11 protein-coding genes are annotated in these 13,309 nt (G+C 62.7%); 6 read left to right on the top strand and 5 right to left on the bottom strand.

Annotated features, from left to right (window positions below; genetic code table 11):
* The first annotated feature begins 368 nt into the window (after positions 1-368).
* The 4 genes from xseA (at position 369) to P0D89_RS22725 (ending at position 4,054) form a co-directional block, all read left to right on the top strand.
* Complete coding sequence (gene xseA / locus P0D89_RS22740; RefSeq protein WP_408360890.1) at positions 369-1,748, top strand: exodeoxyribonuclease VII large subunit; 1,380 nt, start codon at positions 369-371, stop codon at positions 1,746-1,748.
* A gap of 219 nt (positions 1,749-1,967) precedes the next feature.
* Positions 1,968-2,546: a superoxide dismutase [Fe] gene (gene sodB / locus P0D89_RS22735; RefSeq protein WP_408360892.1), complete on the top strand. Its 579-nt coding sequence runs from the start codon at positions 1,968-1,970 to the stop codon at positions 2,544-2,546.
* A gap of 393 nt (positions 2,547-2,939) precedes the next feature.
* Complete coding sequence (locus P0D89_RS22730) at positions 2,940-3,167, top strand: hypothetical protein (protein WP_408360894.1); 228 nt, start codon at positions 2,940-2,942, stop codon at positions 3,165-3,167.
* 317 nt (positions 3,168-3,484) lie between these two features.
* On the top strand, positions 3,485-4,054 hold the full coding sequence (locus P0D89_RS22725) for a glycine zipper family protein (protein ID WP_408360896.1): 570 nt from the start codon (positions 3,485-3,487) through the stop codon (positions 4,052-4,054).
* 475 nt (positions 4,055-4,529) lie between these two features.
* On the opposite strand, the gene P0D89_RS22720 is transcribed toward P0D89_RS22725, so the two are convergent.
* Positions 4,530-5,969 carry an NYN domain-containing protein gene (locus P0D89_RS22720; RefSeq protein WP_408360898.1) on the bottom strand — a complete coding sequence of 480 codons (1,440 nt, stop codon included), beginning with the start codon at positions 5,967-5,969 and terminating at the stop codon, positions 4,530-4,532.
* 384 nt (positions 5,970-6,353) lie between these two features.
* Positions 6,354-7,001, bottom strand: a complete 648-nt coding sequence (gene clpP / locus P0D89_RS22715; RefSeq protein WP_408360900.1) for an ATP-dependent Clp endopeptidase proteolytic subunit ClpP — start codon at positions 6,999-7,001, stop codon at positions 6,354-6,356.
* Between the two features lie 262 nt (positions 7,002-7,263).
* Between clpP and P0D89_RS22710 the strand changes: the two genes are divergently transcribed.
* Positions 7,264-8,265 carry a sigma-70 family RNA polymerase sigma factor gene (locus P0D89_RS22710; protein ID WP_408360902.1) on the top strand — a complete coding sequence of 334 codons (1,002 nt, stop codon included), beginning with the start codon at positions 7,264-7,266 and terminating at the stop codon, positions 8,263-8,265.
* On the opposite strand, the gene P0D89_RS22705 is transcribed toward P0D89_RS22710, so the two are convergent.
* The 3 genes from P0D89_RS22705 to P0D89_RS22695 all read right to left on the bottom strand — a co-directional run bounded on the left by P0D89_RS22705 (position 8,221) and on the right by P0D89_RS22695 (position 12,723).
* Positions 8,221-9,495: an EAL domain-containing protein gene (locus P0D89_RS22705; protein WP_408360904.1), complete on the bottom strand. Its 1,275-nt coding sequence runs from the start codon at positions 9,493-9,495 to the stop codon at positions 8,221-8,223. The genes P0D89_RS22710 and P0D89_RS22705 overlap by 45 nt on opposite strands.
* Before the next feature lie 241 nt (positions 9,496-9,736).
* Positions 9,737-11,194 (bottom strand): multidrug transporter subunit MdtD, encoded by a 1,458-nt coding sequence (gene mdtD, locus P0D89_RS22700; protein WP_408360906.1) that lies wholly within the window; start codon positions 11,192-11,194, stop codon positions 9,737-9,739.
* Between the two features lie 110 nt (positions 11,195-11,304).
* Positions 11,305-12,723: an aminotransferase-like domain-containing protein gene (locus P0D89_RS22695; protein ID WP_408377210.1), complete on the bottom strand. Its 1,419-nt coding sequence runs from the start codon at positions 12,721-12,723 to the stop codon at positions 11,305-11,307.
* Positions 12,724-12,902: 179 nt separating this feature from the next.
* On the opposite strand from P0D89_RS22695, the gene P0D89_RS22690 reads away from it, so the two are divergent.
* Positions 12,903-13,208, top strand: a complete 306-nt coding sequence (locus P0D89_RS22690; protein ID WP_408360910.1) for a DUF2917 domain-containing protein — start codon at positions 12,903-12,905, stop codon at positions 13,206-13,208.
* The last annotated feature ends 101 nt before the right edge of the window (positions 13,209-13,309 follow it).

Below are 13,309 nucleotides of genomic sequence, written 5' to 3'. Positions count from 1 at the left end.
TGCCATCGAACCCGCCACTCTAGCGCGCGGGCGTGCCGCCCGGCAAGTCGTGCGGCGCACGCAAACCGACGAGCCGTGACTTGCGACGCTGCCCACTACCTGTGGATAACTTTGTGGAGAACCTCCCGCTCAACGGGCCGGGAGGGCCGTGGCGCGCCTTCTGTATCGGCAATCGTTCCCATTGAAGAGATATAAACACCATATAAATCAAGGACATGATTGCCATTTGTAGGGCTTGGCGGGCGGTTTGGCGGAATTCGTCTGGCCGGTCCCGCCATGTGGACACTTTTAACAATTCAGCGACTACGCTAGACGCCGATGGCCACTCGGTCTATCGTCTGTCCGGCCAGTCACAGATATTCGCTCGCATGAATCCCGAAAGTCCCTTTTCTTCGTCGGCGGCGCCCGGCGGTGAGGTCGTCGTTCCCGTTTCCGCCCTCAATCGCGCGATCGGCGCGATGCTCGAACGCTCGTTTCCGCTCGTCTGGGTGGCTGGCGAAGTGTCGAACTTCACGCGCGCGGCGAGCGGCCACTGGTATTTCTCGATCAAGGACGCGCAGGCGCAGATGCGTTGCGTGATGTTCCGTGGCCGCGCGCAGTACGCCGAGTTCACGCCGCGCGAAGGCGATCGCATCGAAGTGCGCGCGCTTGTCACGATGTACGAGCCGCGAGGTGAGTTGCAACTGAACGTGGAAGCCGTGCGCCGCACCGGTCAGGGACGCTTGTACGAAGCGTTTCTGAGACTGAAGGCGCAACTCGAAGCCGAGGGTCTTTTCGCCGCCGAGCGCAAGCGCGCCCTGCCGATTCATCCGCGTGCGATCGGCATCGTGACGTCGTTGCAGGCCGCGGCGCTGCGTGACGTGCTGACCACGCTGTCGCGCCGCGCGCCGCACATTCCGGTGATCGTGTATCCGGCGCCGGTGCAGGGCGTGGGCGTCAGCAACAAGCTTGCGGCGATGGTCGAGGCGGCCAGCGCGAGGCGCGAAGTCGACGTGCTGATCGTGTGCCGCGGCGGCGGTTCGATCGAAGACCTGTGGGCCTTCAACGAAGAGGTGTTGGCGCGCGCGATTGCGGAAAGCGCGATCCCGGTGGTGAGCGGCGTCGGTCACGAAACCGATTTCACGATCGCTGATTTCGCCGCCGACGTGCGTGCACCGACGCCGACCGGCGCCGCGGAACTGGTTAGCCCGCAGCGCGTGTTGCTGCTACGCGAACTCGATCATCGGCACGCGACGCTCGCACGCGGCTTTGGCCGCATGATGGAGCGGCGCGCGCAGCAACTCGACTGGCTCGCGCGCCGGCTCGTGTCGCCGGCCGAGCGTCTGACGCGGCAACGCACGCATCTGCAGCAATTGAGCGTGCGGCTTGCGTCGGCGGGTGCGGGTCCAGTGCGTGACGCGCGGGCGCGCTTTTCGTTGTTGCAGATGCGCTGGCAGCGCTGGCGTCCGGATCTGGCTGCTTATCAAGCGAGGCTCGGCAATCTCGCGCAACGTCTGGACGCGGCTCTGTTGCGCCAGCATGAACGACAGGTCGCGCGCATCGATACGCTTGCCGCTCGGCTCGAGGTGCTGAGTCCGCAACGCACCCTGGAGCGGGGCTATGCGGCCATGATCGATGCGCGCAGCGGCCGCGCGGTGCGCGCGCCGTCATCGTTGAAACCGGGGCGGCGCCTGACGGTGCACCTCGCCGAAGGTTCGGCCGACATCGCACTGGCCGATGTGCAGGAGCGTCTCGCCGACGGTTTGTGACACTTCGCCGACGGCTGTGCGCGCTGTATTTTTGACTGCTCGATGAGCCAGGCACACGCGATGCGAATGCACTAATTACGCTTTGTGCTCGGCCTGTTTGCCGACGCCGGGCATAAAGTCCGTTGGTTTGCGGGGTTATTCCAAGTCGCCTACAATCGAGTGCTCTAAAGCGTTATCCGCAGACTCCCCCACAACAGATACAGACAGAAGGAAAGCACCATGGAACATACGCTCCCGCCGCTGCCGTTCGCGAAAAACGCACTCGCTCCGCATATGTCGGAAGAGACGCTCGAGTTTCACTACGGCAAGCATCACCAGACTTATGTGACCAACCTCAATAATCTGATCAAGGGCACGGAGTTCGAGAACCTGTCGCTGGAAGAGATCGTCAAGAAGTCGTCGGGTGGCATGTTCAACAACGCGGCTCAAGTGTGGAACCACACGTTCTTCTGGAACAGCCTGTCGCCGCAAGGTGGCGGCGCACCGACCGGCGCGCTGGCTGATGCGATCAACGCCAAGTGGGGTTCGTTCGACAAGTTCAAGGAAGAATTCGCGAAGACGGCAGTCGGCACGTTCGGCTCGGGCTGGGCATGGCTGGTGAAGAAGGCCGACGGATCGCTCGACCTGGTGTCGACGAGCAACGCCGCTACGCCGCTGACCACGGATGCAAAAGCACTGCTGACGATCGACGTGTGGGAACACGCGTACTACATCGACTACCGCAATGCGCGTCCGAAGTTCGTTGAAGCGTACTGGAACATCGTCAACTGGCAATTCGCTGCGAAGAACTTCGCGTGAGATTGCTGGCTGCCGCGTGATCGGGTAGTTGGCATAGCCTGATAAGTTGGCCAATTCCGAACTACCCGCTGTCATGGCGTTCCGCAAGGTCAGTGAAGAATGAAAGCCCTCCTATGTGAGGGCTTTTTCTTTTTGGGGCTTGGGTAACGAGCGGATTCGGGTTGTTAGCACTCGTCCCTTGACGACGTGACGATGCGCCTCTTTTGCGAGATAGCAAGCCATTGCGACACAAAGTTGTCACAGTTGGTAACTGCGGCGCAGTGACTGAATCTGCGTCGGTTGGACCGTTTCCGCTTGCCCAGATCTTGCATGTGTGCGGATCAAGGTTGCGCCGATGTGTTGCTATCGGAATTGGCCGGCGTCTGTCGACGCCGATGGCCACGGCCGCCGCCCATGGACGCTGCCGAACTGGCGGGTGCCGGAGGTGGAGGATGGTTCATGTATTGGAAATTTTGCGCGATGGCGGCGCTTGGAAAGGTCGTCGCCGGTTGTTGGATCGCGTCGTTCGGCAGGGTCGAATTCGACTGCGCGAAAGCGGGCGAGACACAGACGGCGCAGGCTACGCTCGCGGCGCATACGAGCCGGTTCATTGAGTCCTCCTTCATTTCATCATGGACATGAGTCGATCTCGACACTGGCATTGTGGTAGTGCGCGTATAGTCGCGCAGCCATACATTGACTGCAGCGCGCTTTCGGTGAGCAGCTTGCGCGATAATGTTCAAAGCCAGTTTAGACGGGCCGCCGTGGAATTTGATTGCCGACGCACTTACATGCGTTACCTGATATGACGCCCGCAATCGCCGCGCCGAACCAAACGCGCTTGCGACCAGCAGACCAACGCGCGCGACGAGGCGAAAAACTTTCTGTAACGAACCGGTAACCATAGCTCGCACCAATTGGCCTAACGTTTGAATTCCAATGTTCTGAAGCGCACCAGCATGATCTCCAGCACTAAATCGATACGTATCGCAATACCGGCTGCCCTTGTTGCGCTCGCGCTCGGCGGCTGCGCAGTCGCCCCGCCAAGCGCCCCGAGCGTGGTCGCGCTGCCGCGCAGCGGCGAATCGCTCGACCAGTTCCAGCACAACGACTATGCATGCCGTGACTACGCATACCGCTCCACTAACTCGTCCGGGGCTGCGCAGGCGGCCACCACGAATAGCGTGAACAGCGCGGCGTTGGGCACGCTTGGCGGCGCGGCGATAGGCGCGCTGTTCGGCGCAGCGGCCGGCAATGCCGGCGCGGGCGCGGCGATTGGGGCAGGCAGCGGGTTGCTGATCGGCGGCGCGAATGGCGCGAACGGTGCCCAGTATTCGGCCGCCGGCTTGCAGGCGCACTACGACGCCGCCTACGCTCAGTGCATGACCTCGAAGGGCGATACGATCGCGCAACCGCGTGGTTACTACGCCGCGCCGCAACCGGTTTATGTTGCGCCGCAACCTTATTACGCGCCGCCGCCGGGATATGCAGCACCGCCGCCGGTTATGTACGCGCCTTATCCGTACTGATCGTTAATGTATTGATGACCCTGGCCGTAAGGGCCGGTCGGTTTGAAGATTTCGTGTTTTCAGCTTAAGAATGCGGAAGCGATGTCGGTACTGTCGCGCGGCAAGGTCTAAGTGAGCGGGATGAATGGGCGTGGCGGGGTTTGGGCTGCGGCGAGAGCATCGCTAACGCCAGCGCACATTGCTTCCAGGCAAGCCGGAGTGAGCGGTAGACGTGAGAGTCAGTCAGGGTCGCCATGAGAGGCGCGTTCGTGACTGTTCGCGCTCGGCGACAGGTTTCGAGCTTCGTGGCTCTGATGAGGCGTATTCGATTCTGCAGCGCGATCGGTTACGCAGTGAAGCGGCGACAAAAAAGCCTCTGCTCCTGATGAGCAGGGGCTTTGTGTTTAACGCGCAGGGTGTCCGGGACACTTACATCGTCATGCTTGGCGCTGTATGAGTCACCACCAGTCACGACGAAGCACGCCATGTGAGCCGCTCACTCCGCGTCGTTTGTCGCCGCGGTCTTACGCGGACGACGGCTGCGCGGCGCGGCTTTACGCGCTGGCTTTCTGGTCGCCACAGGAGCTTCTTCCGGGTTGGCCACCGGCGCTGGTGTTTCCGCCGGCGCGGCGATCTCCGGTATGTCGTCGATCGTTCGAGGCGTGCTCTTCTTCGCTTTCTTGGCGGCCGTTTTACGCGGTGCGCGTGTCTTTCGGCGCTCGTCCTGTTCGCTGTCCGCTTTCTTGATGTCTTCGCTGACGGCAGCGACCGGTTCATGCATCGGATCGGCGCCAGCATCCTCCGGTACTGACCAAGTGGCTTCCGGTTGCTCGACAACCAATTCGCCGGCGGATGAGGTCTGCGCATGCGCGTCGTCCTCCCAGGGCCGCACGTTGCCAGCCTGCGCGACCGCGGTTCGCTCTTCCTGAACGGCCTCCTGCTGAGCGCGGCCCGCCTTGCGATTGCCACGGCCTCTGCGACGCGACTCTTGCTTGCCGCCCGGCTCGGCTACTACCGTTTCGGCAACCTGCGTCTCATACAACTGTTCAGCCGATTCGGACTCGGCAGGCTCATTGACATTTTCTCCAGCCACGTTCGCCGCCGTGCTGCGGTACACGTACGCACCGGACTTTTCGTCGCGGCCGAATTCGAGCAGCCCGCGCGCATGCGCCTCTTCCAGCAGGTTGCCGAAGGCGCGAAATCCGTAGTACGTCTCGTTGAAATCCGGTTTCCGGCGCTTGATCGCGTTCTTCAGCACCGATGCCCAGATCTTGCCGCTGTCGCCGCGTTCGGATGCGAGCGCGTCGAACGTTTGCACGGCGATCTCGACCGCCTTGGTGCGGCGTTTCTCCAGATCCTCCTTGTGACGGGTCTTGTCTTCGTCGGGCGCGCGCTTGGCGGCCTGCTGGGCGTTCTGTTGCGGGCGTGCCGACTCCCGCTTGGCGACCGTCCGCTGACTCTCGCGCACGAGGTCGTCGTAAAAGAAGAACTCGTCGCAATTCGCGATCAGCAAGTCCGACGTGGATTGCTGCACGCCCACGCCGATCACCTGCTTGGCGTTTTCGCGCAGCTTCGACACCAGCGGTGAAAAGTCCGAATCGCCGCTGATGATGACGAATGTATTGACGTGCGATTTCGTATAGCAGAGGTCGAGCGCGTCGACCACGAGCCGGATGTCGGCGGAATTCTTGCCCGATTGGCGCACGTGCGGAATTTCGATCAATTCGAAATTGGCCTCGTGCATCGCGCCTTTGAAACTTTTGTAGCGATCCCAGTCGCAATACGCTTTCTTCACGACAATGCTGCCCTTGAGCAGCAGGCGTTCGAGCACCAGCTTGATATCGAACTTGTCGTACTTCGCGTCGCGCACGCCGAGCGCGACATTTTCAAAGTCGCAGAATAGCGCCATGCTGACGGTTTCGTTGGATGACGCCATGTGAATCTCCATTGAAGCGATCGTCGGATTCGACGAATCGCGACCATGATAGCGATTCCAGCGAAGGTGATCACTTTTTGTGTTTCGCGCGCACCGACGGGGACGGCGAAAAGCCGCCGATGGCATGAAGGCTCAAGTTGGGCGCCAAATTCCGTTTTGTTTGCGGGTACCGGGCGCCGTGCTTGAGGGCGCTGAGCGGAGCGGGCTTGACTGGGTCATTGAGGTCGCTTTCAAAAGATTGAAGAGTCGCGCTCAAGTGTCCGGGCGGGCTTTCGGACGAAACACCAGGGGGCACCTGCGAGCGCTGCGGGTTGCGAGAGCGAGTTGCACCACAGGTCCGGAGGCTTGATGTGTTCCAGACTGAAGAGCGACCGGTCAGCGCCGCTACATGTCATGGCGGCGAATCACGTCGCCGAGCGCCGCGCGCGTTTCCAGGACTTCGTCGATCAATCCATACCCCTTTGCCTCCTGTCCCGACATGAAGTTGTCGCGGTCGGTGTCGCGCACGATTTCCTCGACGCTGCGCCCGGTGCGCTCGGCCATCATTGCATTCAAACGTGCTCGCAGATACAGCACTTCCTTCGCCTGAATCTCGACGTCTGCCGCCGTGCCCTGGCTGCCGCCGGACGGCTGGTGAATCATGATGCGCGCGTTGGGCAATGCATACCGTTTGCCGCGCTGACCCGCGGTGAGCAGAAACGTCCCCATGCTTGCGGCAAAGCCTGTGCACAACGTCGACACTTCCGGCTTGATGAACTGCATGGTGTCGTAAATCGCGAGGCCGTCGTACACCGAGCCGCCCGGCGAATTGATATAAAAGGAAATATCCTTGTCGGGGTTCTCCGATTCGAGAAACAACAACTGCGCGACAATCAGACTGGCTGACTGTTCGTTCACCGGCCCGACCAGAAACACGATGCGCTCGCGCAGCAGGCGGGAGTAGATGTCGTAAGCACGTTCGCCGCGCCCTGATTGTTCGATCACAGTGGGCACGAGGCTGAGACCGGTGACGGATGAATATTTGGAGTGCATAGATTTCTCGCCATTGACAGCGCAGCACCGAATACCCGGAAGCCGCGACCGGTTCAAAAACCGTACGCCCCATGCGCCGGTTGTTGTTCCTTTGACGAAGCAGCGCGCGGCCGCGTGACAGGAATATTTTTTCGTTTCGCTGTCACATCGTCGGGTGCTCAGGCGTCAAGCTGAAAAGGATGCAGACTACGGCGAGCGCCTCGGCATTCCGCAGGCAGGCAAGGCGCGCTTTTTTCACCCCGCACGAACTGGAGGTCTACATATGACGGAACAAGGAATCGACAAGGCATCCAGTTTCGAGGCCGTGCGCGCACGCCTGCTCGCGCTGGCCTACCGGATGCTTGGCAGCCGTGCCGAGGCGGAAGACGTGGTGCAGGACGTCTGGCTCAAATGGCACCTGGCCGACACGCAGGCCGTGCAAACGCCGGCGGCCTGGCTCACCACGCTCGCCACGCGCACGGCGATCGACCGTTTGCGGCACGTGCAGCGCGAACGCGCGTCGCAGGCCATCGGCTGGCTGCCGGAACCGTGGCTCGACGAGGCGGCGCCGTCGGCGGAAGAAGTGGCGCTGCGGGCATCGGAAATGTCCTACGGCGTAATGCTGCTGCTTGAACGCTTGAAACCCGACGAGCGCGCGGCTTTTGTGCTGCATGAAGCCTTCGATTGCGACTACGCGGAGATCGCAAAAATTCTCGAACGCACGCCGTCTGCTTGCCGGCAGATCGTCCATCGCGCCAGGACGCGTTTGCAGCGCGCCGGGGCGCCGTTGGAACGCCCAGATCCTGTCGCGCATGCGCACATCGTCGAACGCTTGCGCACTGCATTGGAGGAGCAGGATCGAACTGGCCTGTTGCAGCTCTTTAGTCACGCGCCTGAAGTCGTCAGCGACGCGCCAGTCAGTGCACCTATAAGCGCACGTCGGCCGGCAGCGGCTGGATGGGTGGAGACGGTGACGACGCTCGCGCAACAGGCGAGCAGCGCGGAAGTGGTGTCGGTGGAGGGCGCGATGGGCATCGCCCTGTTCCTGGACGGCGAGATCGTCGGGGTGCTCGACGTGCGGACAAACGGCGTTACGGATGGCTCGGCGAAGATCGTCGCGTTGCACATTGTGACCAGCGCGGCGCGTTTGCATGCCGCGAACCGCGTGCTGGGCCGCGCGGCGGTCACCCAACTGCTCACGCGGATCCAGCAGAACCCGCCAACGCCCTCAGTCTCGCCCTCAATTGCGATGAGCCGCGACTTCCCAGTTGATGTCTACGCATAGTACCTGCGTACCGTGCGGCGTATGTGCGGCGATCGAGGCGGTCACACACAGGTGAGCTTCGTTGATCGACAGGTAAGGCGGCGTGAGATGCACCCGACCGGGCGCGCGCATCGCCTGAATAAAGTACGGCCGGCGTTCCCAACTCGCGCCTTCCGAATGCAGCAGCGGCCGGAAGCGTTTCGCGCGTTGGGACGTGCGTCCCGGCGGCAGCACGTTGTCGCCGATCTGCCGGCCCGAACCGTCGAGCACGAAGCTGCGCGCCGTTTCGCCGAGCGTGAGCAGCGGCGCGGTGGCGTGGGCAATGGACTCGCCGGCAACCAGTTGCGCGGCCGCCGTCTCCAGCGCTCGGACGTAGGGTGCGAGCCGTGCGGATTGTGCGCGTTCACGTACGGCGACCCGCTCGCGCAGCGCGGCGCAGAGCGAGTCCATCAGGCCGGCAGCAACTTGCGGTTTGACCGGCTCGACGCTCGGGCCCGCGAAGAACGCGCCCTGCACGAAGTCCACGTTGCATTCGAGCGCGATCAGCGCGTCGCGCTCGGTGCTCAGGCCGCCCATCAGCACCAGTTGCCCGGATTCGTGCAGCAAAGAGACGATTCCCGGCAGCACGCGTTCAATGTGCGAGTGTTCGCTGGCCTGAGCCAGAATGCAGCGGTCGAGCGTGACGATGTCCGGACGCAGATTCCACACGCGGTCAATGTTCGAATGCTTCGCGCCGAAGCCGTCGAGCGCGATCAGGAAGCCGGATTTGCGCAGCGCGTCGATGATTTCGGCAAAGCGCGTGGTTTCGCCGCCCGCCTGCTCGGACACTTCGAGCACTACGCGTTGAGGCGGCAGGCCGAGCGCCTTAAGACCGGCAAGCAGCGCATCGCCATAGCTGGTGTCCATCAGCGCGGCCGGGTGCAGGCTCAGGAAGAGCCATTCGTCGTGGCTGTCGAACGCGTTGAAATTGCCGAGATGCAGCGACTCGGCCAATCGGCCGAGTTCCAGGAGATCGCCGCGCCGTGCAGCTTGCGTGAAAACCTCGTGCGACGGCACTTGCTCGGCACGTTCGTCGTGAGCGCGCAGCGACGCGTGGTAACCGATCGCGCGCCGGTGCGACACCGAGAAAACCGGTTGAAACACGCTGAAAACGGTGTAGCCGCCATACAGAACGGTGCGCCGGGAGCCTTCGTCGCCGGCCATCGGGCGCGGCGGCTGAAAGCCGGGAGGATCGAGTTCGATCATGCTCATCATGTCGGTCGTGTGATAGTGGCATCGCGCCTGCATGTTCGAGACGAATGCACACGCGCAAAACGAAAGTTTATAGGATAGGCGAGCAAGAACTGTGCGCATGTGGAAACACAGCAGCGGCGGGCAGCAGCCGCGCTCTGATACGGCGATTGTGCGCCAGCGCGGGTGCGAACACGATGATTCGCACTTTGCTGGTGCGGTTCGCGCCCCGTTGCGGTACGGCGGGCAGGAATGGGCCGCGTCAGGTTCCCTCCGACGGATCCGTCTTTTTCGCCGGCGTGCGGATGTCCGGCGAGAGTTGCGCGAAGATCCACGACGAGCACGCGGTGATGATGCCGACACACAGAAACGTCGCATGAAACGCCGGCAGCGAATTGATGGCGGTCACGCGTTGCAGCAGGCCGGTGAAGGTCGCAAGCAATGCGCCCGCCACGGTCACGCCGAGACTCATCGAGAGCATCTGGACCAGCGAAAACAGGCTGTTGCCGCTGCTTGCGCCACCGGTGCCCAAGTCCTTGAGCGTCAGCGTGTTCATTGCGGTGAACTGCATCGAATTGACGCTGCCGAAGAACGCCAGTTGCACAAGCCGCAGCCAGAGCGGCTGATTCACGCTGGTCAGCGCGAAGCTCGCCATGGTCAGCCCGACCATTACCGTATTGACGATCAATACGCTTCGGTAGCTGTACTTCATGATCAGCTTCGTCACGAGGCGTTTGGACGCCATGCCCGCGGCCGCCACCGGCAGCATCATCAGGCCGGCTTCGAATGCGCTATAGCCGAGACTCACCTGCAACAGCAGAGGGATCAGATACGGCATCGCCCCGCTGCCAATCCGCGCGAACAGATTGCCGAGCAGGCCGACGCTAAAGGTGTGAATCTTGAAGAGGTCGAGCGGGAAGATCGGCGCGGGTTCGCGCGTCGCGTGCAACGCGTAGGCGACGAAGCAGGCAAGGCTCAGAATCAGCAGCACCAGGACGGTGGCGTGTTGAATGCCGAACTCCGTGCGGCCGTCCAGCGCGAACGAAATCGCCACCATGCCGACGACCAGCAGCAAGTAGCCTTTAAGATCGAACTTGCCGGTATGTTCGTTGCGGCTGTCCGGCATGAAGATGAACGTCGCGATGCAGCCCACGATACCCACCGGCACGTTGATCAGAAAAATCCAGTGCCACGACGCGATCTTCACGAGCCAGCCACCGAGCGTCGGGCCGATCAGCGGGCCAATCAGCCCCGGAATCGCCACGAACGACAGCGCCGGCAAATAGCGCTCCGCCGGAAAGGTGCGCAGCACCGCGAGCCGCCCCACCGGCAGCAGCATCGCGCCGCCCACGCCCTGCACGATGCGGAAGGCCACCAGCTGGTTCAGCGTATGCGAGTTCGCGCACAGCAACGAGCCGACCGCGAATACGAGGATCGCGCTGAAGAACACGCGCCGCGTGCCGAGCTTGTCGGCCAGCCAGCCGGACACGGGGATCATGACCGCCATCGTCAGCGAATAGGCGATCACCACCGATTGCATGCGCAGCGGCAATTCGCCGAGGCTAGTCGCCATCGCGGGGAGCGCGGTGTTGACGATGGTCGAGTCGAGCGTCTGCATGAAGAAGCCGGTGGCGACCAGCCACAGCATGACGGTAAGCGAGCGGGGCGAAGGGGCCGAGGTTGCGTTGACAGCGGAGGCGGGCGGAGTCGGCGTGGACATGAAGGGCGGCTGGGCGCGCAGGGACGGGCTGGGACTCGCTATTCTAGGGAAAAGCGCGGCGCCGCGCAGCCGCCTGGCTTACGCATTGCCCGGCAGTGCAGCCGCTTGGCTCAAGCATCGCCCGGCAGCGCTGCGGCCGTATGAAAAAATGCCTGCGCTCGCGGCTCGTTGCCGAAGGCCACGTGAATCCTGATCCACGGACTCGCTTCCATGTTCGGCCGGAAGTAGTTGCCGGGCACCACCGTCACGCCCAGCGTTGCGCCGCACGCCACCAGCCGTTCGGCGCCGGCAACATGCGGCACCCGCGCCCACACGAATTTGCCGCCAACGGGCTTTTCGAATATCTCCCAGCCAGCGTCTTCGAGCGTCTGGATCGTCGAGCCGAGCGCGTCGCGCATCCGGCGGCGCAGGCGCTCCAGATATTTGCGGTACGCGCCGCGCTCCAGCAGCGACACGGCGACCGCTTCGGCAAAGCGCGAGCCGCCGATGCTCGTCAGCATTTTGATGTCCACCAGATCTTTGATGATCGCGTGGCTCGCCACCACGCAGCCAATCCGCAGCGACGACGACAGTGTCTTCGACAGTCCACCCACGTAGATCACGTGTTCGAGTTGGTCGAGGGTGGCGAGGCGGTCGGTGAGATCGGTCTGGAAGTCGGCGTAGATGTCGTCTTCGATGATCGAGAAGCCGTGCTCGCGCGCCAGTTGCAGCAGCCGGAAGGCCACTTGAGGCGCGACCGTGGTGCCGGTCGGATTGTGGAACACCGTGTTGATGAACAGCAGCTTGGGTCGGTGCAACTTGAGCTGCGCCTGCATCACGTCGAGGTCGGGGCCGTTGCGGGTGCGCGGAATGCCGATCAACCGCACGCCGTGCAGCTTCAGCAGGCCATACAGGTTGTAGTAGCCAGGGTCCTCGACAAAGATCGTGTCGCCGGCTTTGAGCATGTAGCGCATCAGCAGATCCAACGCCTGGCTCGCGCCGTTCGTGATCAGGATCTGCGACGGGTCCGCCTGGATCCCCAACTGCGCTATCCGGCTTTGCAGATGCTCGCGCAAAGTCAGATTGCCGAGGGGCGTCGCGTACTCGACCATGCTCGCCGGGTCGGTGCGTGACACGTGGCGGATCGCTTGCGCGATGCTGTCCATGTCGCGCCAGCTTTCCGGAATGAAGCCGCTACCGAGCTTGAGCGTTTCGCCGGGGTGGTTGAATTGCTGGAGCAGATGCCCCGATTCGTCCTCGGCGCGGCGTGGGTCCGACGTGCCCTGGCAATGGGTGCCCGCTGGCTGACGGTCGGAGATATAAAAGCCCGAGCCGTGGCGCGAATCGACATAGCCGAGCGACACCAGCCGGTCGTAGGCCTCGATCACGGGAAAGCGGCTTACGCCGAAGTCGGCGGCGAACTGGCGGATCGACGGCAGCTTCGAGCCGGGATGCGCGGCGCGCGAGCGTATCCATGCGGTGACGCCCGTGACGATCTGGTCGGTGAGCGGCACGCCGTTGTCGCGATCGAGTTGGATTTCGAGTTTCATGCGCGTGCTTCCTTTGCCGGATGACATGCCGCCAAGCGTAGTCACGCCCAGAGCTATCCCAACTGTCCGGCTTTTCGACTGAACAGTTCCGATGAAAGTGTTCGGAACTGTGCATGGGACTTCGATCATCGCACGTCAATAATCGCTACACCAGAAAAGCCTTTTGAAGGAGAGCGGCGATGCGTGAAGTCCGGATTTTCGAATTGGAACATGGCGAGCCTGTCGCGGCCTGGCGTGTCGCGCGTCCGTCCACCTTCAAGGTGATTTCGGGCGAGATCTGGCTGACGATCGAAGGCCACGGCGAAGATCACTGGCTGGCCACCGGCGAGTCGGTCGAGTTGCCGCGTCGCACGGTGGCGTGGATCAGCGCGGGCCAGGCAGGGGCGCGGTTCTCGCTGGCGAGCGGCTCCGAGCGCGTCGCGCCGAAGCCGGTGTCTGGGTTGCCGGTGCTGAGCCGTTTGCCGCGCTGGTTGGGTGTGGCCTGACGAAGTTTCGATCCGCGGCCCGCAATTGAGCGATCAGCGGCGGGTAGGTGACGGAGAAGCGGTGGACGAGCGCCAAAAGGGCAACGCCTGACGGTTGCTCT

Source organism: Paraburkholderia sp. RL18-085-BIA-A (genome assembly GCF_046027075.1).
Classification (GTDB): Bacteria; Pseudomonadota; Gammaproteobacteria; order Burkholderiales; family Burkholderiaceae; genus Paraburkholderia.
Note: the sequence above shows the minus strand (reverse complement) of the source record. Positions and strands in the feature narration are given on the sequence as shown.

What these genes read in the sequence shown, in the direction of transcription:
- xseA (WP_408360890.1), top strand. Translation starts at nt 369, where the DNA reads ATGAATCCCGAAAGTCCCTTTTCTTCGTCGGCGGCGCCCGGCGGTGAG.
- sodB (WP_408360892.1), top strand. Translation starts at nt 1,968, where the DNA reads ATGGAACATACGCTCCCGCCGCTGCCGTTCGCGAAAAACGCACTCGCT.
- P0D89_RS22730 (WP_408360894.1), top strand. Translation starts at nt 2,940, where the DNA reads ATGGACGCTGCCGAACTGGCGGGTGCCGGAGGTGGAGGATGGTTCATG.
- P0D89_RS22725 (WP_408360896.1), top strand. Translation starts at nt 3,485, where the DNA reads ATGATCTCCAGCACTAAATCGATACGTATCGCAATACCGGCTGCCCTT.
- P0D89_RS22720 (WP_408360898.1), bottom strand. Translation starts at nt 5,969, where the DNA reads ATGGCGTCATCCAACGAAACCGTCAGCATGGCGCTATTCTGCGACTTT.
- clpP (WP_408360900.1), bottom strand. Translation starts at nt 7,001, where the DNA reads ATGCACTCCAAATATTCATCCGTCACCGGTCTCAGCCTCGTGCCCACT.
- P0D89_RS22710 (WP_408360902.1), top strand. Translation starts at nt 7,264, where the DNA reads ATGACGGAACAAGGAATCGACAAGGCATCCAGTTTCGAGGCCGTGCGC.
- P0D89_RS22705 (WP_408360904.1), bottom strand. Translation starts at nt 9,495, where the DNA reads ATGAGCATGATCGAACTCGATCCTCCCGGCTTTCAGCCGCCGCGCCCG.
- mdtD (WP_408360906.1), bottom strand. Translation starts at nt 11,194, where the DNA reads ATGTCCACGCCGACTCCGCCCGCCTCCGCTGTCAACGCAACCTCGGCC.
- P0D89_RS22695 (WP_408377210.1), bottom strand. Translation starts at nt 12,723, where the DNA reads ATGAAACTCGAAATCCAACTCGATCGCGACAACGGCGTGCCGCTCACC.
- P0D89_RS22690 (WP_408360910.1), top strand. Translation starts at nt 12,903, where the DNA reads ATGCGTGAAGTCCGGATTTTCGAATTGGAACATGGCGAGCCTGTCGCG.